This is a genomic window from Achromobacter sp. ISS7 (assembly GCF_056523125.1).
In genome coordinates this window covers 6,518,794-6,539,459 of sequence record NZ_JAWRZD010000001.1, presented here as the reverse complement: position 1 = coordinate 6,539,459, position 20,666 = coordinate 6,518,794, and the positions used below count along the sequence as shown (strand labels likewise).

The following is a 20,666-nucleotide window of genomic DNA, read 5'->3' as shown; positions in this document are numbered from 1 at the left end:
CTCCAAAACCACTCCCCCACAACACCGCCCCGCCGAAAAACCGGCCAGCGGGCAAGCCAGCACCGCCTCAACGCCCCCCCCCCCAGACGCTGCAACGGGCCGCCAGCGCGGCCCCGTTGCAGCAGCCCCGCAAGACCCTCTCCCCCCACGACAGTGCCGGCAAAAACGCCAAGCACACCACTCCCCCCAGCGCCCGTCATGAGCCACCGATGCGAGTCTGTCGCGGCGCGGGGCGGGGGGCGCGGGGCGTGTAGATGCGCCCGACGGAATCTGAAGGGAAGGCCGAAGGCCTGGACGAAGATGAGGAAGGGGCAGTCCGGAGCGAAGGCTCCGGACCGCAATCGTAGCCCCGCGCCCCCCGCCCCGCGCCGCGACAGACGCCTCAAGAACTCAACCAACCGCCACCACTGAAATCAAACCGCAATCCGCCCTTCTTCCACCGCATGGCAAGCCACAACCGCCACTCCCGCCATCCTCCCCACAGGCGCCTCCACCTTACACCGCTCATTCGCATGCGGACACCGAGGATGAAACGTACACCCCGACGGCGGATTCAACGGATTCGGCACTTCCCCCGCCACCGCCGTGCGCGGCTTCCCTGTCCCGTCGATATCCGGAATCGCCTCCAGCAACATCCGCGTATACGGATGCCGCGGCCGCGCGAACAGCTCATCGCGCGGCGCCACCTCCACCATCCGCCCCAGGTACATCACCCCGACCCGATCGGCCACGTGATGCACCACCGCCAGATTGTGCGAAATGAACAGATAGGTCAGCCCCAGCTCGCGCTGCAGATCCTTCATCAGGTTCAGCACCTGCGCCTGCACCGACACATCCAGCGCCGACGTCGGCTCGTCGCACACCAGGAACTCCGGATTCACCGCCAGCGCCCGCGCGATCGAAATGCGCTGGCGCTGCCCGCCCGAGAACTGGTGCGGATAGCGGCTCTGGTCGGCCGGGTCCAGCCCCACCTGCCTGAGCAGCTCGCCGACCCGCGCCGTGCGCTCGGCCGGCGTCATCTTCGTGTGCGTCAGCATCGGCTCGGCAATGATGCGGCCGACACGCCAGCGCGGATTCAGGCTCGCGTACGGATCCTGGAAGATCATCTGCAGCCGCTTGCGCAGCTCGCGCCCGCCCGGCTCCGACATGCGCGACAGCGGCTGGCCGTCGAAACGGATGTCGCCACGCGTCAGGCCATACAGCCCCACCAGCATGCGCGCCACCGTCGACTTGCCGCAGCCCGACTCGCCCACCAGCGCCAGCGTCTCGCCGCGCTTGATCTCGAACGACACCCCGTCCACCGCTCGCAGCATCACCCGCGGCTTGCCCGCCAGCTTGCGTTCCAGCCAGGGCGGCGACACATCGAACCAGCGCGCCGCGTCTTTCACTTCCACCAACGGCGTGCTCATGTTGCCACCTCGACTTCGTTTTCATGCAACCAACAGGCCGCGCGGGACGTGCCCGCCGGCATCAGTTCCGGCCGGTCCTGGCCGCAACGCGGCAGGCGCCGGCCGCAGCGCGGATTGAAGGCACAGCCCGGCGGAATCGCGTTCAGCCGCGGCATGCTGCCGTCGATCTGCACCAACCGCTCGGAATGTCCCTGCAACGACGGGATCGACCCCATCAGCCCCGTCGTGTACGGATGGCGCGGCTGGTGGATGACGTCGCGCACGGGCCCGATCTCGGCCACCCGCCCCGCGTACATCACTGCCACCCGGTCCGCCGTTTCCGCGATCACGCCCATGTCGTGCGTGATCAGCATCACCGCCGTGCCCTGTTCTCGGCACAGGCGCTTGAGCAGCTCGATGATCTGCGCCTGGATCGACACGTCCAGCGCCGTGGTCGGCTCATCCGCCACCACCAGCTTGGGCTCGGCCGCCAGCGCCAGCGCGATCACCACGCGCTGCCGCATGCCGCCCGAGAACTGGTGCGGGTAATGGTCGATGCGCTCGCGCGCCGCCGGGATGCCGGTGGCCGCCAGCAGCTCGACCGCGCGGTTGCGCGCCTGCGACCAGCTCATGTCCAGGTGCGTCACGATGGTCTCAGCCAGTTGCCGGCCCACCGTGTAAAGCGGATTCAAGGAGGTCAGCGGGTCCTGGAACACCGCCCCGATCTCGCGGCCGCGCACGCGGCGCATCTGCTCGTCGGGCAGGTTGTCGATGCGCCGGCCCGCCAGCAGGATCTCGCCGGCCGCGATGCGGCCGGGCGGCTCCAGCAGGCCGATGATCGACGCGCCGGTCAGCGACTTGCCGGCGCCCGATTCCCCCACCACGCCCAGGACTTCGCCCGCCTGGATCGAAAAGGACACGTCGTCCAGGGCGCGTAGCGTGCCGCGGCGCGTCGGAAACTCGACGCGCAGATTGCGGACTTCAAGTAATGCGCTCATGGGTATATCTCTAATTCAGGCGCGGGTTGAGTGCGTCGCGCAGCCAGTCGCCCAGCAGGTTGACCGACAACACCAGCAGCACCAGCGCCGCGCCCGGGAAGATGGTGATCCACCATTCGCCGGAAAACAGGAAATCGTTGCCGATGCGGATCAGCGTGCCCAGCGACGGCGCCGTCGGCGGCACCCCCACCCCCAGGAACGACAGCGTCGCCTCGGTGATGATGGCGGTCGCCAGGTGCACGGTGGCCAGCACCAGCACCGGCCCCAGCACGTTGGGCAGCACATGGCGGAACATGATGACGGGCGAGGCCACGCCGATCACGCGCGCCGCCTGCACGTATTCGCGGTTCTTCTCCACCAGGGTCGAACCGCGCACCGTGCGCGCGTACTGCGGCCAGCCGGCCAGCGCGATGGCGCCGATCAGCACCGGGAACGCGATGATCTCGTGCAGCTCGCGCGGCACCGCCGCGCGCGCCACGCCGTCGATCAGCAGCGCGATCAGGATCGCCGGGAACGACAGCTGCACGTCGGCGATGCGCATGATGAAGGCATCGATGCGCCCGCCCGCGTAGCCCGAGATCAGCCCCAGCACGATGCCGATCAGCATCGACAGCAGCACCGAGGCCAGGCCGATCAGCAGCGACACGCGGGTGCCGTACAGGATCGCGGAATACAGGTCGCGGCCCTGGCTATCGGTGCCCAGCAGATAGGTCGACTGGCCGTTGGGCGACCAGGCCGGCGGCAACAGCGCGTCCAGCAGCTCGACCTTGGTCAGGTCGAACGGATTGTGCGGCGCCACCCAGCCGGCGCCGAACGAGCCGATCAGCAGGGCCGCCAGCAGTACGGTGGCGACGATGGCCACGGGCGCCCGGCGCCAGGCCCAGGCAATATCGCTGTCCCACCAGCGTTTCAGTACGGCACGCATCAGTGGCCACCTCCGCCGCGGGTCAGCCCGGAACGCAGGCGCGGGTCCACGACAAAATACAGAAGATCGACGATCAGGTTGATCACCACGAACACCAGCGCGATCAGGCACAGGTACGCGGCCATCACCGGCACGTCGGCGAATTGCACCGCCTGGATGAACAGCAGGCCCATGCCGGGCCACTGGAACACCGTCTCGGTCACGATGGCGAAGGCGATGATGCCGCCCAGCTGCAGGCCGGTGATGGTGATGACGGGCACCATGGTGTTCTTGAGCGCGTGGCCGAAATGGATGGCGCGGCGCTTCAGGCCGCGGGCGCGGGCGAACTTGATGTAGTCCGAGCGCAGCACCTCCAGCATTTCGGAGCGCACCAGCCGCAGCACCAGCGTCATCTGGAACAGCGACAGCGTGATCGACGGCAGGATCAGGTGCTTCCAGCCATTCGCGGTGAACAGGCCGGACGTCCACCAGCCCAGCGCCACGGTATCGCCGCGGCCGTAGCTGGGCAGCCAGCCCAATTGCACCGAGAACACCAGGATCAGCAGGATGCCGATCAGGAACGTCGGCAGCGACACGCCCAGCAGCGAGCCGGCCAGCAGCAGCTGCGATAGCAGGCTGTTGCGCTTGAGCGCGGTGTACACGCCCAGCGGCACGCCCACCACGAGCGCCAGCAGGGCCGCCACCAGGGACAGCTCCAGCGTGGCCGGCAGGCGCGACTTGAGCAGGCTCGAGACCGGTTCGCTCTGGCGCAGGGAAATACCGAAATTGCCTTGCGCGGCGTTGGCCACGAAATGGCCGAACTGGACGATGGCGGGCTCGTTCAGCCCCAGGCGCTCACGCAGTTCGATGCGTTCGGCATCGGTGGCGTCCTGCCCCAGCATGATGGTGACAGGGTCGCCGACGTATTGAAAAAGCACGAAGGCCAGTAGCGCGACGGTGAGCATCACCGCTACGGCCTGCAACAGGCGACGCAGTATGAAAGCAAACATAGGCGGGAAAGGCAAAACGGCGAAGCCCCGCGGGGCTTCGCTGTCTGGTTAGCCGGAAGGGCGGGGTCAGTCGACCTTGACCCAGTCGGCAACGAGGCGGTTGTCCGCGCGGTGGATCACCGACACGTTCTTGCGCATGGCCCAGGGAATGACCTGGTCATGCAGCGGGATGTGGCCGAATTCCTGGGCGTGGACTTCCAGCACCTTGACGATGTCGGCGTCGCGCTTGGCCACGTCGGTTTCCGTCTTGATGCGGTCGATGATCGCGTCCAATTCCTTGTTGCTGTAGTTGCCCAGGTTGTACATGCCGTCCGCGCCCTCGCCCTTGGTGCGGATCAGGTTCTGCAGCGTGTACATGGCGTCGAACGTCGGCACGCCCCAGCCGAACAGGTAGGCGCTGGTGTCGGAGTTCTGCACCTTGGGGAAGTAGGTCGAACGCGGCATGGCGTTCATGTTCGCCTTCACGCCCACCTTGGCCCACATGCCGACCACGGCCTGGCAGATGGCCTCGTCGTTGATGTAGCGGTTGTTGGGACAGTCGAGCGTGAAGTTCAGGGTGCCGTCGTAGCCGGCTTCCTTGAGCAGGGCGCGGGCCTTCTCGGGATCGTAGGGCACGCGCTTGTGCAGCGACTCGGCCCAGCCATGGACCTGCGGCGCGATCATGGTGCCGGTGGGCGCCGACAGGCCGCGCATCACGGCGCGCTTGATGGCGTCGACGTCGATGGCGCGGTACAGCGCCTCGCGCACGCGGATGTCCTGGAACGGGTTCTTGCCCTTGATGTTCGAGTACTGCAGCTCGGGACGCTTCTGGTCCAGGCCCAGGTAGATGGTGCGGTATTCGTTGCCTTCGACCACCTTGGCCGACTGGCGCAGGCGGTCCAGATCCTGGGCCGCCGGATCCAGCACGAAGTCGATCTCGCCGGACAGCAGCGCGGCGGTGCGGGTGGCGTTCTGCTTGATCGGCGTGAACACCACTTCGGTCACGTTGCCGACCTTGCCGGCCTTGTTCCACCAGTCCTTGTTCTCTTCGAACACGGTGCGCACGTCCACTTCGCGCGACTTCAGCTTGTACGGGCCGGTGCCGTTGGTGTTGCGCGCGCCGAAGGTCTCTTCCTTGTTGACGAAGTCCTGCGGCTTGGCGATGTTGTTCTTCTCCGACCAGGCCTTGTTCATGATGAACACGTTGGGCAGCTGGCGCAGCAGCACCGGGTTGGGCGCCGAGGTCTCGATCTCGACCGTCAGGTCGTCGATCTTGCGCGCTTCCTTGATGCCTGTGGTGTAGGCCTTGTAGTTCGAGGTGGGCGCCATGGCGCGGTGCACCGAGAACACCACGTCGTCGGCCGTGAAGGCGGCGCCGTCGTGGAACTTGACGCCGGGACGCAGCTTGAAGCGGTACAGCGTGGGCGAAACCTGCTGCCACTCGGTTGCCAGGCGCGGCACCACCTTGAAGTCCTTGTCGTAGTCCACCAGCGGTTCATAGACGTAGCTGTTGGCGGCGATCGTCATGCCTTCGTTCTGCGAGTGCGGATCGAAAGTGAGGATGTCGCCCTGGGCGGCCCAACGGAAGGTCTTGGCTTGCCCGATCGAGGGCACGGCCACGGCGGCGGCGATCGCGATGGCAATCAAAGTGCGGCGCATAGGTTTAACTCCTGACTATAGTCTGAATACCGGCGCGATATTGCCTAGGCCCAAGACCCGCGTCAATTAAGGGTTTATGCGTACCGGAGGGGGTTTTCACAGGGGAAACATATTTAGGGACGTATAAAAATATGACAAAAAAATCGATGGTCCTTTGATGTAAACACTGTTCGCCCCGCCGGACCGGCCGGCGGCCAGGCGCCCGCCCCGGTTTCACGCGGCCGGCCCGCCCTATTCGTCGGCGTCCAGCGGCAGGTCGAGCGGCACGTGCTCGGCCATCAGGCGCCGCAGCATGTCGATCAGCAGCGCCGCCTGGTCCTCGCCGAACGGCGCCAGTACCGCCTTCTGGTGCTGCATGGCCTGCTCGCAAAGCGCGCCGATCAGGTGCCGGCCCTTGGTGGTGATGACCACGCGCGTCTGGCGCCGGTCGGCGCGCACCTCGGTGCGCGTCACCAGCCCTTCGGCTTCCATGCGCTGCACCACCTTGCTCAGCGTCGGCTGCTTGGTGATCGCCAGCACCGCCAGGTCGCCGATGGTCTCGCCGGCGCTGCCCTCCAGGCTGGCCAGCACCCGCCACTCGGTGACCGACAGGCCCGCCGCCTTCACCTGCTGGTGGAACTCCGCCGAGATGCGCTGGCTGGCCTGCGCCAGCAGGTAGGCCAGGTAGTCGTCGACGAACCGCGCGCCACCGGCCTGGATCCCGTTGCCCTGCTTGTCCGACCGCATGTTGTTCCGCTCCCACGCATCAATATTGAATAGGCGACCCGAGGCCGGCAGGCGCATTGCACCACGGCGGCGCAAGCGCGCGCCATGACGCGGCGCAATGCTGTTGCGCAGCACAGGGTATACCCCGAATCGCAACCCGTTTTTGCACCATGAAAGCGCCTTTTCGGCGCCGTCGGGCTAGAGAACAACCAGTATATACACCCTTGTTTTAGCGTGATATTTTTTTGATTCTATGAAATTTCATCTTTTTTGTTGACAGCTAAAACGTTGACTCCTAAAGTATTTTTCAGGGCAAGATTTCGTGACATGGACATGCTGCGAAGCAGCATGACTTCGGGACCCGGATGCCGGTCCGCGTGGAGGAGTTCGAGATGGCTGAAAGGTCTTTCAAGAAAGAAGTCCAGCAGTTGCGCATTGGCGCGGGCGAAGAGTTCCGCGGCGAGGGCATTCTCGCGGTCACCAAGGCGCTGCTGCAATCCGGCGTGGGCTATGTCGCGGGCTACCAGGGTTCGCCGATCTCGCACCTGATGGACGTGCTGGCCGACGCCAACGACATCCTGCAGGAACTCGGCGTGCACTTCGAGGCCAGCGCTTCCGAGGCCACCGCCGCCGCCACGCTGGCCGCTTCGGTCATGTACCCGATCCGCGGCGCGGTCACCTGGAAATCCACCGTCGGCACCAACGTCGCCTCGGATGCCCTGGCCAACCTGGCCTCGGGCGGCGTCACCGGCGGTTCGCTCATCATCGTCGGCGAAGACTACGGCGAAGGCTCGTCCATCATGCAGGAACGCTCGCACGCGTTCGCCATGAAATCGCAGATCTGGCTGCTCGATCCGCGCCCCAACCTGGAAAGCATGGTCAAGGCGGTGGAAGACGGCTTCTCGCTGTCGGAAGCCAGCAAGACGCCGGTGATGCTGCAGCTGCGCATCCGTGGCTGCCACGTGCATGGCCGCTTCATCGCCAAGGACAACAAGCGGCCGGCGTTCTCGCTGGCCGAGGCGCTGGAAAGCCCCGCGCGCGACACCAGCCGCATCGTGCTGCCGCCCGCGTCGTTCCTGCACGAGCAGGAAAAGATCAAGGAACGCTGGCCCGCCGCCATCCGCTATATCAAGGAACACAAGCTCAACGAGCACTTCGACGGCGACCAGGACGACATCGGCCTGATCCTGCAGGGCGGCCTCTACAACGGCGTGATCCGCGCCCTGCAATTGCTGGGCCTGGCGGACAACTTCGGCAACAGCCGCATCCCGCTGTACGTGATGAACGTGGCCTACCCCGTGATCGAAGACGAGGTCATCGACTTCTGCCGCGGCAAGCGCGCCGTGCTGCTGCTGGAGGAAGGCCAGCCCGACTACCTGGAACAGGCGCTGCACGCGGTGCTGCGCAAGGCCGGCGTCGATACGAAGTTGGCCGGCAAGGACGTGCTGCCGATGGCGGGCGAATACACCACCCAGGTGATGCGCGACGGCCTGCGCGCGTTCCTCAAGCGCGAGCGCCCCGAATCGCTGCAGACCCATCCCGCCGTGGCCGCCGACAGCGGCGCGGCGGAACCGGCGTTGCAGGTCACCGAGATCACCCGGCCCAAGCCCGCGCCGCGTCCGGCCGAGCAGCCCATCACCTTCCACAAGCACATCGCCGAACTCGCCGCGGTGGTGCCGCCGCGTCCGGCCGGCTTCTGTACCGGCTGTCCGGAACGGCCGATCTTCTCGGCCCTGACGCTGGCGCAGGAAAAACTGGGCCAGCACCATATCTCCTGCGACATCGGCTGCCACCTGTTCTCGATCCTGCCGCCGTTCAACCTGGGCGCGACCACCATGGGCTACGGCCTGGGCGCCTCCAGCGCCGCGGCCTTCAACGTGCCGGCGGCCAAGCGGCCCATCTCGATCATGGGCGACGGCGGCTTCTGGCACAACGGCCTGGCCTCGGGCATCGGCAACGCGGTGTTCAACAAGTACGACGGCGTCATCGTCATCGTCGACAACTTCTACGCCTCGGCCACCGGCGGGCAGGACATCCTGTCGTCGCGCGCCGAGAATCCGGACCGCTCCACCAACAACCCCATCGACCAGGCCGTGCGCGGCGTGGGCGTGAAGTGGGTGCGCACGCTGGACCGCACCTACGACGTCGCCAAGGTGCGCGCCACCATCGAGGAAGCGCTGACCACCGACATCAAGGGGCCCAAGGTCATCATCGCCCAGTCGGAATGCATGCTGAACAAGCAGCGCCGCATCAAGCCGCTGTTCAACCAGGCGGTCAAGGCCGGCAAGCGCGTGGTCAAGGAACGCTTCGGCGTCGACCCCGACGTCTGCACCGGCGACCACGCCTGTATCCGGCTGTCCGGCTGCCCGTCGCTGACGGTCAAGGACAGCGGCGATCCCCTCAAGGAAGATCCGGTGGCCCACGTCGAGAGCAGCTGCGTCGGCTGCGGCAACTGCGGCGAGGTGGCGCACGCCGCCGTGCTGTGCCCGTCGTTCTACCGCGCCGACATCGTCCACAACCCCAGCGGCCGCGACCGTTTCCTGGCGCGCCTGCGCCAGGGCGTGATCGGCTACCTGCAGCGCCGCCGCGAAGCGCGCCTGGCCAAATTCGCCCTGTGAGGACCCGCCCCATGAACCCGGTGGCATTGCAGCAAGGCACTCCCATCAAGATCGCCATCCTGGCCATGGGCGGCCAGGGTGGCGGCGTGCTGGCCGACTGGATCGTCGACATGGCCGAGCACGCCGGCTGGTGGGCCCAGACCACCTCGGTGCCGGGCGTGGCGCAGCGCACCGGCGCCACCATCTATTACCTGGAACTGCTGCCCGAGTCCGACGTGACCCGCGCCGGCCGTCCGCCCGCGCTGGCGCTGATGCCCACACCGGGCGACGTCGACCTGGTGGTGGCGGCCGAGCTGATGGAAGGCGGCCGCGCCATCCAGCGCGGGCTGGTCACGCCCGACCGCAGCGTGCTGATCGCCTCATCGCACCGCAGCTACGCGGTCAGCGAGAAGTCGGCGCCGGGCAACGGCATCGCCGACCCCAACAAGGTGCTGGAAGCCGGCCGCGCCGCGGCCCGCCGCTTCCTCTGCTTCGACCTGCAGGACCTGGCCGACCGCGCCGGCAGCGTCATCAGCGCCAGCCTGTTCGGCGCCGTGGCCGGCAGCGGCGCGCTGCCGTTCTCGCGCGATGACTTCGAGGCCACCGTGCGCCGCGCCGGCGTCGGCGTGGACGCCAGCCTGCGCGCCTTCGCGCTCGGCTTCGAGGCCGCCGACCAGGCGCCCGCGCAACCGGCCGCGATCGACCTGACCCGCCCGCAACCGGTCGTGCCCGAACGCGCCGCGAGCCCGGCGGCGCAGGCGCTGCTGGACCGCATCCAGCGCGACTTCCCCGCCTGTGCGCAGCCCATGCTGACGGCCGGCGTGCGCCGCCAGATCGAGTTCCAGGACCTGGCGTACGCCGAGGACTACCTGGCCCGCATGACGGCGATCCGCGAACTGGACGCGCGCCACGGCGGCGAATCGAAGCAATGGGCGCTGACCTGTGCCGCCGCGCGCTACCTGGCCACCGCCATGGCCTACGACGACGTGATCCGCGTGGCCGACCTGAAGACGCGCGGCACGCGCTTCGAACGGGTGCGCGCCGAGGTCGGCGCCAAGCCCGACCAGCTGGTCTACACCACCGAATTCATGCACCCGCGGCTGGAAGAGATCTGCGGCACGCTGCCGGCCGGCCTGGGCCGCTGGCTCGAACAATCGAAGGCGTTCGGCGGCTTCGTCGAACGCCGCCTGGGCAAGGGCCGCCGCATGCAGAGCGGCACGCTGGGCGGGTTCCTGATGCTGTACACGCTGGCCGGCATGCGGCGCTTCCGCCGCCGCACGCTGCGCCACCAGATCGAATCCGAGGGCCTGGCGCAATGGCTCGACCTGATCGCCAGCCTGGCGCCCCGCGACTACGACCTGGCGGTCGAGACGGTGAACTGCCGCCGCCTGGTCAAGGGCTATAGCGACACCCATGTGCGCGGCGGCGGCAAGTACCGCCAGCTGATCGCGGCCGCCGCCAAGCTGGCGGGCCGGCCCGACGCCGCGGCCTCGCTGCGCGCCTTGCGCCAGGCCGCGCTGGCCGACGAGAAATGCGGCCCCATGGAACGCCAACTGGCCGAGAAACTGGCCGCCTGACATCGAGATAGAGACGACGCCGTGCAAACCCTGAAACTCATCGTCCGTGAAGTCCGGCAGGAATCGCCGCTGATCCGTTCGCTGCGCCTGGCGCGCGAGGACGGCGGCGCCCTGCCCGCCTTTGGCCCCGGCGCCCACCTGAAGGTCACCGTGCCGGGCCTGCGCGAGCCGCGCTGCTACTCGCTGGTGCAACTGGCGCCGGAGGCGGGCCGCTTCGCCGAACCCGTCGAATACCGCCTGGGCGTGCGGCTGGAAGAAGCCAGCGCGGGCGGCTCGCGCCACATGCATGGCCTGGCGGTGGGCGACACGCTCAGCGTCGAAGGGCCCAAGAACGACTTCCCGCTGCACGAGGGCCCGGCCGGCGACGAGCCGGTGGTGCTGATCGCCGGCGGCATCGGCATCACGCCGGTGGCGTCGATGGCCGCCGCGCTCAAGTCCGCGGGCCGCGCCTTTGCACTGCACTACAGCGGCCGCAGCCGCGACCAGCTGGCGTTCCTGCCGGAATTGCAGGCGCTGGCCGGCGACGCGCTGGTGCCGCACGCAGACGACGACGCCGCCTGCCGCTTCGACCTGAAGGCGCTGCTGGACGCCGCCAATCCGCGCCAGCACCTGTACGTCTGCGGCCCCAAGGGCCTGATCGACGCCGTCATCCAGGAAGCGCGCGCGCGCCACTGGCCCGACGCCCACATCCATTTCGAACTGTTCGCCACCGCCGCGCCGCAGGCCGGCGACCAACCCTTCGAGGTCGAGCTGCGCCAGTCCGGCCGGGTGCTGACCATTCCCGCCGACAAGACCATCGTCGACGTGATGGAAGAGGAAGGCTGCGATCCGATGTACGACTGCAAGCGCGGCGAATGCGGCGTGTGCCAGGCCACCGTGCTGGAAGGCGAGCCCGACCACCGCGACTACTACCTGTCGGATACCGAGAAGGCCAGCGGCAAGATCATCCAGATCTGTATCTCGCGCGCCAAGTCGGCGCGCCTGGTGCTGGACCTGTAGGGCCGGGCGCGACAAGAGGAGACCAGCATGGCCAAATACCGCGACAACCCCGATGCCATCCGCGCCCTGCTGCGCGAGACCGAGGTGCACAAGGACCTGTTCATCGACGACGAACTGTTCGACCTGGAGATGGAGCGCCTCTACGCCAACACCTGGGTCTACGTCGGCCACGACAGCCAGGTGCCCAACCCCGGCGACTACATCACCACCACCGTCGGCAACCAGCCGGTGGTGATGGTGCGCCACAGCGACCGCTCGGTGCGCGTGCTGCACAACCGCTGTCCGCACAAGGGCACCATGGTGGCGGGCGACGCCTGCGGCAACACCGGCAAGTTCTTCCGCTGTCCGTATCACGCCTGGACCTTCAAGACCGATGGCAGCCTGCTGTCGATCCCGCTGAAAAAGGGCTACGAGAACACCGGCCTGGAGCAGTGCGAGGCCAGCCAGGGCATGGCGGCGGTGAAAGACGTGCGCAACCACCGCGGCTTCGTGTTCTGCCGCCTGAATCCGAACGGCCAGTCGTTCGAGGACTTCTTCGGCGACGCGCTGTCGACGCTGGACAACATGGTCGACCGCTCGCCCGAGGGCCGGCTGGAAGTGGCCGGCGGCGTGCTGCGCTATATGCACCGCTGCAACTGGAAGATGCTGGTCGACAACCAGACCGACACCTGCCACCCGATGGTGGCGCACGAATCGTCGGCCGGCACCGCGGTCAAGGTCTGGGAGCAGGCGCCCGCCGGCACCCCCAAGCCGATGGCGGTGGAACTGTTCGCGCCGTTCATCTCGCCGTATGAGTTCTTCGAGAATATGGGCATCCGCGTCTGGGAAAACGGCCACGGCCATACCGGCGTGTCCGATTCGATCCATGCCGCGTATTCCGGCATTCCCGGCTACTGGGAGTCGATGGTCGCGGCCTATGGCGAGGAACGCGCCCACCAGATCCTGGGCGACGTGCGCCACAACACCGTGTACTTCCCCAACATCATGGTGAAGGGCCCGATCCAGACCCTGCGCGTATTCAAGCCGATCGCCGCCGACCGCACCCTGGTGGAGTCGTGGACCTTCCGCCTGGTCGGCGCGCCCGACCTGCTGCTGGAACGCACGCTCATGTACAACCGCCTGATCAACGCCCCCACCTCGGTGGTCGGCCATGACGACCTGGAGATGTACGAGCGCGCCCAGGACGGCCTGCAATCGCGCGCCCGCGACTGGGTCAACGTCGGCCGCCTGTACGACCCGGCCGAGCTCGGCCAGAAGAACGTCACCACCAACGGCACCAACGAATGGCAGATGCGCAACCAGTACCGCGCATGGGGCCGCTACATGACGGAGCAGGCATGAGCTTGAGCGACCGCGACCTGATCGATTTCGTCTACGCCGAGGCGCGCTTGCTCGACGAGCTGCGCTTCGAGGACTGGCTCGAGCTGTACGCCGATGATGGCTACTACTGGATGCCGCTGGCCCACGACCAGACCGACGCCCGCCTGCATGCCTCGCTGATGTACGAGGACAAGCTGCTGCTGCGCGTGCGCGTCGAGCGGCTGGCCGGCCAGCGCACCTTCTCGCAGCAGCCCAAGAGCCGCTGCCACCACCTGCTGCAGGCGCCCACGGTCGAACACGGCCATCCCGAGTCGGCGCCCGACCAGGGCCGCCACGTGGTGCGCACTGCTTTCCACTACGTCGAGACGCGGCAGGACGCGCAGACCCTGTACGCCGGCTGGACCACCCATCACCTGGTCGAACAGGACGGCGCGCTGCGCATCCGTCTGAAGCGCGTCGACCTGGTGAACTGCGACGCCGCGTTCGGCAACATCCAATTGTTCATGTAGGAGCGGCTTGTGAGCACCACCGTCCACCAGGCATTCCGCGACACGGCGGCGCGCCACGGCGCCAGGCCCTTCCTGTGCATCCTGCCGGAAACCGCCGGCATCTACGGCATCGGCGCCGGCGAGCTGGGCTACGCCCAGGCGGCCAGCGCCATCGAGACGTTGCGCGCGGCCTACGCCCGCGCCGGCTACGGCCACGGCCACCGCGCCGGCCTGCTGCTGGAGAACCGGCCCGCCTTCTTCCTGCACTGGTTCGCGCTGAACGCGCTGGGCGTGTCGGTGGTGCCGATCAATCCCGACCTGCGCGCGGCCGAACTGGAATACCTGACCGGCCACTCCGAGATCGCGCTAGCGGTGGCCCTGCCCGAGCGCCACGCCGACCTGCTGGCCGCCGCCGAGCGCGCCGGCCGGCCGCTGCGCGTGATGGGCCCGGACGACGCCCCGCCCGCCGCGCCCTTCCCCGCGCCGCTGGCGGGCGAACCGGACGAACTGACCGAATGCGCGCTGCTGTACACGTCCGGCACCACCGGCCGGCCCAAGGGCTGCATCCTGCCGAACCGCTATTTCCTGCACGCGGGCGGCTGGTACGCCCGTATCGGCGGCCTGGCCCAGCTGCGTCCCGGCGAGGAACGCATGCTGACGCCGCTGCCGCTGGTGCACATGAACGCCATGGCCTATTCCGCCATGGCCATGGTGCTGACCGGCGGCTGCCTGATCCCGCTGGACCGCTTCCACCCCAAGACCTGGTGGGACAGCGTGCGTGACTCGGGCGCCACCGTGCTGCACTACCTGGGCGTGATGCCGGCGATCCTGATGAAGGCCGAGCCGTCGGCGCGCGACAGACAGCCGGCGATCCGCTTCGGCTTCGGCGCCGGCGTCGACCGCAAGCTGCACCAGCCGTTCGAGGAGCGCTTCGGCTTCCCGCTGCTGGAAGCCTGGGCCATGACCGAGACCGGCGCGGGCGCCGTCATCATCGCCAACCAGGAGCCGCGCCACATCGGCAGCAGCTGCTTTGGCCGCGAAGAGGACGACGTGCAGGTGCGCATCGTCGCCGACCAGGGCGGCGAGGCCGCCCCCGGCGAGCCGGGCGAGCTGCTGGTGCGCCATGCCGGCGACGACCCGCGCTATGGCTTCTTCGCCGGTTACCTGAAGGACGCGGACGCCACCGCGCAGGCCTGGGAAGACGGCTGGTTCCACACCGGCGACATCGTGCGCCGCGAGGCCGACGGCGCCCTGCGCTTCGTCGACCGCAAGAAAAACGTGATCCGCCGCAGCGGCGAGAACATCTCGGCGGTGGAAGTCGAAAGCGTGCTGCTGCAGCATCCGCTGGTCAAGGCGGTGGCGGTGGCCGCCGTGCCCGATCCGGTGCGCGGCGACGAGGTGCTGGCCTGCGTGGTGGCGGAAACCGCGCCCGCCGACGCCGCTGCCCGCGCCGACGCGGCCCGCGACATCGTGCAGTGGAGCCTGCAACAGCTGGCCTACTACAAGGCGCCCGGCTACGTGGCCTTCGTCGACAGCCTGCCGCTCACCACCACCAACAAGATCCAGCGCGGCGAAATGAAGGCGCTGGCGCCGACCCTGCCGGGCACGGCGGGCTGCGTCGACACCACCGCCATGAAGAAACGCCAGGAGCCCGCCCGATGACCGCGCCGCGCGCCCGCTACGACGGCGTGGTGGCGGCCCTGCCCGTCAGCATTCCGTACGAGCGGTACTCCACCCATGCCGCCCATTGGTGGCTGGGCCGCGCGCTGGGCGCACTGATCCGCCAGGCCGGCATCGCCAAGACCGACGTCGACGGCCTGTGCGTGTCCAGCTTCACGCTGGCGCCGGACAGCGCCGTGGGCCTGACCCAGCACCTGGGCATGAGCCCGCGCTGGCTCGACCACATCCCCATGGGCGGCGCCAGCGGCGTGGGCGCCCTGCGCCGCGCCGCGCGCGCGGTGCAGGCGGGCGACGCCAGCATCGTCGCCTGCCTCGCGGGCGACACCAACCAGGTCGACTCGTTCCGCAACACCGTCAGCCAGTTCTCGCGCTTCGCCCAGGACGCCGTCTACCCCTACGGCGCCGGCGGCCCCAACGCCAGCTTCGCGCTGCTGACCGCGCATTACATGCGCAGCACCGGCGCCACCCGCGAGGACTTCGGCAAGGTCTGCGTGGCGCAGCGCGACAACGCCCTGCGCTATCCGCCCGCGTTGATGAAAAAGCCGCTGACGCTCAAGCAATACCTGGACGCTCGCGTCATCACCGACCCGATCCACCTGTTCGACTGCGTCATGCCCTGCGCCGGCGCCGACGGCTTCCTGGTCATGAGCGAGGACCGGGCGCGGGCGCTGAACCTGCCCTACGCCCGCATCCTGTCCACCATCGAGCGCCACAACGCCTGGATCGAGGACCCGATCCAGACCCGCGGCGGCTGGACCATGGACATCGACGAACTCTACGGCATGGCCGGCGCGGCCCCCGCCGACATGGATTTCCTGCAGGCCTACGACGACTACCCGGTCATCAACCTGATGCAGATGGAAGACCTGGGCTTCTGCCCCAAGGGCGAGGCGCCGCAATTCGTGCGCGCCAACACCTTCACCGTCGACGGCAGTTTCCCGTTCAACACCAACGGCGGCCAACTGTCGGTGGGCCAGGCCGGCGCCGCCGGCGGCTACCTCGGCATGGTCGAGGCGCTGCGCCAGCTGACCGGCACCGCTGGCGGCACCCAGGTGGCCGACGCGCGCCTGGGGCTGGTCAGCGGCTTCGGCATGATCAATTACGACCGCGGGCTGTGCACCGCCGCGGCCATCCTGGCCAGGAGCGACGCATGACCGAGCCGCTAGCCAAGCCGCCACGCAAGAATCCCGTCGCGCGCACGCGCCAGCCAACCCTGCCGCCCGGCGCCCGCAGCCGCGCGGCGCTGGGGCTGACCGCCGCGGCCGCCGAAGGCCGCTTCGAACTGCAGACCTGCGCGGATTGCGGCGCGGTGCAATACCCGCCGCGCGAAGTCTGCGGCCATTGCCTGTCGGAACACCTGCCCTGGCGGCCGGTGGATCCGCAAGGCGAACTGCTGGTCAGCACCACCCTGCATCACAGCAACGACCTCTATTTCCGTGAACGCCTGCCGTGGCGCGTGGGCACGGTGCGCATGGACGCCGGCCCGTCGGTGGTGGCGCACGTGCACCAGGACTGCGCCGACGGCGCCCGCGTGCGGCTGGCCCTGAAACTGGACCGCGGCGGCCAGGCCGTGATGATCGCCCTGCCCGAAAGGAATACGCCCAACATGGAAGACGACAAGACCCTGCGCGAGACCTCGTGCGATCCGAAATTCCGCCGGGCGCTGGTCACCGACGGCAAATCGGCGGTGGGCCTGGCGGTGGCGCGCGCGCTGCTGGACGCCGGCAGCCCGACGGTGTTCGTCGGCGACCCGCAGACCTGGCGCCGCGACGCCGCCTTCGACGCGCTGGCGGCCGATCCGCGGGTGCAGGTGCTGGCGCTGGACGTGACCGATGGCGATTCGGTCGAGCGCGCGGCCGCCTCGATCGGCGGCAAGGTCGAGATCCTCGTCAACACCGCCGACCTGGAACGCGAAGGCGGCCTGCTCGGCCGCAAGGACGTCAACACCGCCCGTGACGCGATGGACGTCAACGTGCTGGGCCTGATGCGGCTGGCGCAGGGCTTCGGCCCGGCGCTGTGCGGCCGCGCCGCCGACGGCGTCAACAACGCCACGGCCTGGGTCAACGTGCTGTCGATCTACGCCCACGTCAACCTGCCGGCGCGCGGCATGTGGTCGGCCTCCAAGGCCGCGGCCCTGTCGCTGGCGCAGTGCCTGCGCGCCGAGATGCGGCCGGCCGGCGTGCGCGTGGTGAATGTGTTTCCCGGCCCGGTGGACCACGAATGGGAGCAGCGCACGCCGCCCCCGCGCGTGGCCCCCGCGGCGATCGCGGGCGCCATCGTGCGCGCGCTGAAGGAAGGCGTCGAGGACGTGTACGTCGGCGACGTGGCACAGGAATTCCGCGCGCGGCTGGCGGAAAACCCCAAGGGACTGGAACGCGAACTGGGCGCTTGACGCCCCGACCCGAAAACCAAAGGAGCAACAGATGAGCCAACCCATACTTGCGCAATTCATGACCGAACTGGTGTCGGGCCGCATCCGCCTGGTGGACCTGACCGAGACGCTGACGCCCGAATTCCCCACCATCGTGCTGCCGCCGGAATTCGGCCAGGCCTGGCCCTTCCGCATCGAGGAAATCTCGCGCTATGACGAGCGCGGCCCGGCCTGGTACTGGAACAACTTCTCGTGCTCCGAACACACCGGCACGCACTTCGACGCGCCGGTGCACTGGGTCACCGGCAAGGACCAGCCCGACAACACCGTCGACACCATCCCGGTCGAGGCCTTCATCGCCGGCGCCAGCGTCATCGACTGTTCGGCCGAGGCCCGCGACAACCCCGACTTCCTGCTGACCATCGACTTCGTCAAGAAGTGGGAGGAACAGCACGGCCGCATCCCGGCCCGATCCTGGGTGCTGATGCGCACCGACTGGTCCAAGCGCGCCAAGCCGGCCGAATACCTGAACATGCAGGAAGACGGCGCCCACTCGCCCGGCCCCGACGCCGAGGTGGTGCCGTGGCTCATCAAGGAGCGCGACGTGCACGGCTTCGGCACCGAGTCGGTGGGCACCGACGCCGGCCAGGCCCATCACCTGAACCCGCCCTACCCCTGCCACTACTTCATGCACGGCAACAACCGCTACGGCCTGCAGTGCCTGACCAATCTGGACCAGCTGCCGCCCACCGGCGCGGTGATCTTCTCGGCGCCGCTCAAGATCCGCAGCGGCTCGGGCAGCCCGCTGCGGGTGCTGGCCCTGGCGCCGCGCGCCTGAACGGCCGTCGATAACAACAGAAACACAGGGGGATCCACCATGACGCAAACCAACGTCGCCATCGTCACCGGCGGCAGCGCCGGCATCGGCGCCGAGATCTGCCGCAGCATGCTCGACGCGGGCTACGAGGTGATCTCGATGGCGCGCCGCGCCGCCGACTTCAGCCACCCGCGCCTGCACAACGTGCAGGTCGACCTGCTGGACGCCGACGCCACCGCCCAGGCCGGCGCCGAGATCGCCGCGCGCTTTCCGGTCAGCCACGTTATCCACAACGCCGGCGTCATCTGGCCCAACCTGCTGCCGCAGGTGACCCAGGAGGAACTGCATGGCCTGACCCAGATCCACCTGGGCGCGGCCATCAGCCTGGTGCAGGCGGCGCTGCCCGGCATGCAGGAACGCAAGTTCGGCCGCATCGTCATGATGTCCTCGCGCGGCGCGCTCGGCCTGCCCACCCGCACCGCCTATTCCGCCACCAAGGCCGGCATGGTCGGCATGGCGCGCACCTGGTCGCTGGAACTGGCGCCCTACGGCATCACCGTCAACGTGGTGGCCCCCGGCCCGATCCAGACCGACATGTTCTACGAAGTGATCGAACCCGGCAGCGAACGCGAAAAGCAGCTGGCCAACGGCATCCCGGTCAAGCGCCTGGGACGCTCGGACGACGTGGCGCGGGCGGTGATGTTCTTCGCCGATCCGGCCAACAGCTTCGTCACCGGCCAGACGCTGTTCGTCTGCGGCGGCGCCAGCGTCAGTTCCATCACCATCTGACCGGCGTCCCGCGCATCCGCTTCGGGTTTTGACGGATAGGTAAGCACGGAGACCGGGTCTACAGTGCAGTGCCTCGCCTCTCAGAAAGTTGAAGCCAAAAGCAATTTCCGCGGTATCCGTTTTCTCCGTTTTCCAGCCGCACCCACTCTGCCCCCTATCCGGAGGTTTTGCCATGCTGTCGAAGAAACTCCCCCTGGCCGCCGCCGTGCTGGCCACGCTGGTCTCCCTGCCCGTCCTGGCCCAGGTCAAGGTCGGCGTGGTCACCTCGTCCACCGGCCCCACCGCGCTGGTCGGCATTCCGCAAAAGAACACCGTGCCGCTGCTGCCCAAGAAGATCGGCGACCTGACCGTGGAATACATCTCGCTGGATGACGCCAGCGATTCCACCAACTCGGTCACCGCCTTCAAGAAGCTGATCACCGAGCAGAATGTGGACGCCCTGATCGGGCCGTCGGGCTCGCCCAACGCCATGGGCGTGATCCAGTTCGCCGCCGAGGCCGGCGTGCCGATGCTGGCGCCGGTGGGCACCGCCGCCGTGGTGCTGCCGATGAACGAGCAGAAGAAGTGGGTCTTCAAGACCACCCAGAACGACGACATCATCGCCCGCGCGCTGGTCGACCACATGGCCAAGACCGGCATCAAGACGGTCGGCTTCATCGGCCTGAACGACCCCTATGGCGAGAACTGGTACAAGGTGTTCTCCGGCCTGGCGGCCGAAAAGGGCATCAAGCTCACTGCCAACGAGCGCTACCTGCGTTTTGACAGCTCGGTCACCGGCCAGGCCCTGAAGATCCTGGCGGCCAAGCCCGACGCGGTGCTGATCGCCGCGCCCGGCGCCGCCAGCGTGCTGCCGCAGACGACGCTGTTCGACCAGGGCTACAAGGGCAAGTTCTACCAGACCCACGGCGCCGCGCTGCCCGACTTCCTCAAGCTCGGCGGCAAGAAGGTCGAAGGCACCGTGCTGGCGGCCAGCCTGATGCTGGTGCTGCCGGAAATGCCCGACAGCAATCCGTCCAAGAAGGTCGCCAGCGACTACATCGCCGCCTACGAAAAGCTCAACGGCTCCAAGCCCGCCACCTTCGGCGCCAACGTCTACGACGCCGGCCTGCTGCTGGAAAAGGCCATTCCGCTGGCCGAGAAGGCCGGCAAGCCGGGCACCAAGGAGTTCCGCAGCGCGCTGCGCGACGCGCTGGAACAGACCCGCGAGCTGGTCGGCACCCAGGGCGTCTACAACATGAGCGCCGCCGACCACAGCGGCTTCGACGACCGCGGCCGCGAACTCATCACCGTCAAGGACGGCAACTGGACGCTGGTGAAGTAAGCCCTCCCCTTGAACGCTGCCCCATCGAGATGCCGCGGAGCCGGCTTTGCCGGTCCGCAGGCAT

17 protein-coding genes are annotated in these 20,666 nt (G+C 68.2%); 11 read left to right on the top strand and 6 right to left on the bottom strand.

What is annotated here, in order from left to right; genetic code table 11:
* Positions 1-413 precede the first annotated feature (413 nt).
* The 6 genes from AC1HFW_RS29665 to AC1HFW_RS29640 all read right to left on the bottom strand — a co-directional run bounded on the left by AC1HFW_RS29665 (position 414) and on the right by AC1HFW_RS29640 (position 6,664).
* Positions 414-1,409, bottom strand: a complete 996-nt coding sequence (locus AC1HFW_RS29665; RefSeq protein WP_479286224.1) for an ABC transporter ATP-binding protein — start codon at positions 1,407-1,409, stop codon at positions 414-416.
* Complete coding sequence (locus AC1HFW_RS29660) at positions 1,406-2,386, bottom strand: ABC transporter ATP-binding protein (protein ID WP_006393133.1); 981 nt, start codon at positions 2,384-2,386, stop codon at positions 1,406-1,408. Before AC1HFW_RS29660 ends, AC1HFW_RS29665 begins: the two co-directional genes overlap by 4 nt.
* A gap of 10 nt (positions 2,387-2,396) precedes the next feature.
* On the bottom strand, positions 2,397-3,311 hold the full coding sequence (locus AC1HFW_RS29655) for an ABC transporter permease (protein ID WP_006393132.1): 915 nt from the start codon (positions 3,309-3,311) through the stop codon (positions 2,397-2,399).
* On the bottom strand, positions 3,311-4,300 hold the full coding sequence (locus AC1HFW_RS29650; protein WP_006388963.1) for an ABC transporter permease: 990 nt from the start codon (positions 4,298-4,300) through the stop codon (positions 3,311-3,313). Before AC1HFW_RS29650 ends, AC1HFW_RS29655 begins: the two co-directional genes overlap by 1 nt.
* 66 nt (positions 4,301-4,366) lie before the next feature.
* Complete coding sequence (locus AC1HFW_RS29645) at positions 4,367-5,938, bottom strand: ABC transporter substrate-binding protein (RefSeq protein WP_061072333.1); 1,572 nt, start codon at positions 5,936-5,938, stop codon at positions 4,367-4,369.
* Positions 5,939-6,169: 231 nt separating this feature from the next.
* Positions 6,170-6,664, bottom strand: a complete 495-nt coding sequence (locus tag AC1HFW_RS29640) for a MarR family winged helix-turn-helix transcriptional regulator (RefSeq protein WP_061072334.1) — start codon at positions 6,662-6,664, stop codon at positions 6,170-6,172.
* Positions 6,665-7,035: 371 nt separating this feature from the next.
* Between AC1HFW_RS29640 and AC1HFW_RS29635 the strand changes: the two genes are divergently transcribed.
* The 11 genes from AC1HFW_RS29635 to AC1HFW_RS29585 all read left to right on the top strand — a co-directional run bounded on the left by AC1HFW_RS29635 (position 7,036) and on the right by AC1HFW_RS29585 (position 20,602).
* Entirely contained in the window at positions 7,036-9,261 is a 2,226-nt protein-coding gene (locus AC1HFW_RS29635) for a thiamine pyrophosphate-dependent enzyme (RefSeq protein WP_479286221.1), read from the top strand.
* An 11-nt stretch (positions 9,262-9,272) separates the two neighbouring features.
* Positions 9,273-10,817 carry an indolepyruvate oxidoreductase subunit beta family protein gene (locus AC1HFW_RS29630; RefSeq protein WP_061072335.1) on the top strand — a complete coding sequence of 515 codons (1,545 nt, stop codon included), beginning with the start codon at positions 9,273-9,275 and terminating at the stop codon, positions 10,815-10,817.
* A gap of 21 nt (positions 10,818-10,838) precedes the next feature.
* Positions 10,839-11,816 (top strand): PDR/VanB family oxidoreductase, encoded by a 978-nt coding sequence (locus AC1HFW_RS29625; RefSeq protein ID WP_006393126.1) that lies wholly within the window; start codon positions 10,839-10,841, stop codon positions 11,814-11,816.
* Between the two features lie 27 nt (positions 11,817-11,843).
* A complete protein-coding gene (locus AC1HFW_RS29620) occupies positions 11,844-13,157 on the top strand; it encodes an aromatic ring-hydroxylating dioxygenase subunit alpha (RefSeq protein WP_006388957.1) in 1,314 nt (437 codons plus the stop codon).
* Positions 13,154-13,645: an aromatic-ring-hydroxylating dioxygenase subunit beta gene (locus AC1HFW_RS29615; protein WP_061072336.1), complete on the top strand. Its 492-nt coding sequence runs from the start codon at positions 13,154-13,156 to the stop codon at positions 13,643-13,645. The genes AC1HFW_RS29620 and AC1HFW_RS29615 overlap by 4 nt, the downstream gene beginning before the upstream one ends.
* A 9-nt stretch (positions 13,646-13,654) precedes the next feature.
* On the top strand, positions 13,655-15,286 hold the full coding sequence (locus tag AC1HFW_RS29610) for an AMP-binding protein (protein ID WP_479286219.1): 1,632 nt from the start codon (positions 13,655-13,657) through the stop codon (positions 15,284-15,286).
* On the top strand, positions 15,283-16,458 hold the full coding sequence (locus tag AC1HFW_RS29605; protein ID WP_479286217.1) for a thiolase family protein: 1,176 nt from the start codon (positions 15,283-15,285) through the stop codon (positions 16,456-16,458). Before AC1HFW_RS29610 ends, AC1HFW_RS29605 begins: the two co-directional genes overlap by 4 nt.
* Entirely contained in the window at positions 16,455-17,696 is a 1,242-nt protein-coding gene (locus AC1HFW_RS29600) for an SDR family NAD(P)-dependent oxidoreductase (RefSeq protein ID WP_479286216.1), read from the top strand. Before AC1HFW_RS29605 ends, AC1HFW_RS29600 begins: the two co-directional genes overlap by 4 nt.
* A gap of 31 nt (positions 17,697-17,727) precedes the next feature.
* Complete coding sequence (locus AC1HFW_RS29595) at positions 17,728-18,513, top strand: cyclase family protein (RefSeq protein WP_006393120.1); 786 nt, start codon at positions 17,728-17,730, stop codon at positions 18,511-18,513.
* Positions 18,514-18,552: 39 nt separating this feature from the next.
* Entirely contained in the window at positions 18,553-19,281 is a 729-nt protein-coding gene (locus tag AC1HFW_RS29590; RefSeq protein WP_116522811.1) for an SDR family NAD(P)-dependent oxidoreductase, read from the top strand.
* Between the two features lie 172 nt (positions 19,282-19,453).
* A complete protein-coding gene (locus tag AC1HFW_RS29585; protein WP_006393118.1) occupies positions 19,454-20,602 on the top strand; it encodes an ABC transporter substrate-binding protein in 1,149 nt (382 codons plus the stop codon).
* The last annotated feature ends 64 nt before the right edge of the window (positions 20,603-20,666 follow it).

Coding starts and splice junctions, on each gene's coding strand:
- AC1HFW_RS29665 (WP_479286224.1), bottom strand. CDS start 1,409: ATGAGCACGCCGTTGGTGGAAGTGAAAGACGCGGCGCGCTGGTTCGAT.
- AC1HFW_RS29660 (WP_006393133.1), bottom strand. CDS start 2,386: ATGAGCGCATTACTTGAAGTCCGCAATCTGCGCGTCGAGTTTCCGACG.
- AC1HFW_RS29655 (WP_006393132.1), bottom strand. CDS start 3,311: ATGCGTGCCGTACTGAAACGCTGGTGGGACAGCGATATTGCCTGGGCC.
- AC1HFW_RS29650 (WP_006388963.1), bottom strand. CDS start 4,300: ATGTTTGCTTTCATACTGCGTCGCCTGTTGCAGGCCGTAGCGGTGATG.
- AC1HFW_RS29645 (WP_061072333.1), bottom strand. CDS start 5,938: ATGCGCCGCACTTTGATTGCCATCGCGATCGCCGCCGCCGTGGCCGTG.
- AC1HFW_RS29640 (WP_061072334.1), bottom strand. CDS start 6,664: ATGCGGTCGGACAAGCAGGGCAACGGGATCCAGGCCGGTGGCGCGCGG.
- AC1HFW_RS29635 (WP_479286221.1), top strand. CDS start 7,036: ATGGCTGAAAGGTCTTTCAAGAAAGAAGTCCAGCAGTTGCGCATTGGC.
- AC1HFW_RS29630 (WP_061072335.1), top strand. CDS start 9,273: ATGAACCCGGTGGCATTGCAGCAAGGCACTCCCATCAAGATCGCCATC.
- AC1HFW_RS29620 (WP_006388957.1), top strand. CDS start 11,844: ATGGCCAAATACCGCGACAACCCCGATGCCATCCGCGCCCTGCTGCGC.
- AC1HFW_RS29615 (WP_061072336.1), top strand. CDS start 13,154: ATGAGCTTGAGCGACCGCGACCTGATCGATTTCGTCTACGCCGAGGCG.
- AC1HFW_RS29605 (WP_479286217.1), top strand. CDS start 15,283: ATGACCGCGCCGCGCGCCCGCTACGACGGCGTGGTGGCGGCCCTGCCC.
- AC1HFW_RS29600 (WP_479286216.1), top strand. CDS start 16,455: ATGACCGAGCCGCTAGCCAAGCCGCCACGCAAGAATCCCGTCGCGCGC.
- AC1HFW_RS29595 (WP_006393120.1), top strand. CDS start 17,728: ATGAGCCAACCCATACTTGCGCAATTCATGACCGAACTGGTGTCGGGC.
- AC1HFW_RS29590 (WP_116522811.1), top strand. CDS start 18,553: ATGACGCAAACCAACGTCGCCATCGTCACCGGCGGCAGCGCCGGCATC.
- AC1HFW_RS29585 (WP_006393118.1), top strand. CDS start 19,454: ATGCTGTCGAAGAAACTCCCCCTGGCCGCCGCCGTGCTGGCCACGCTG.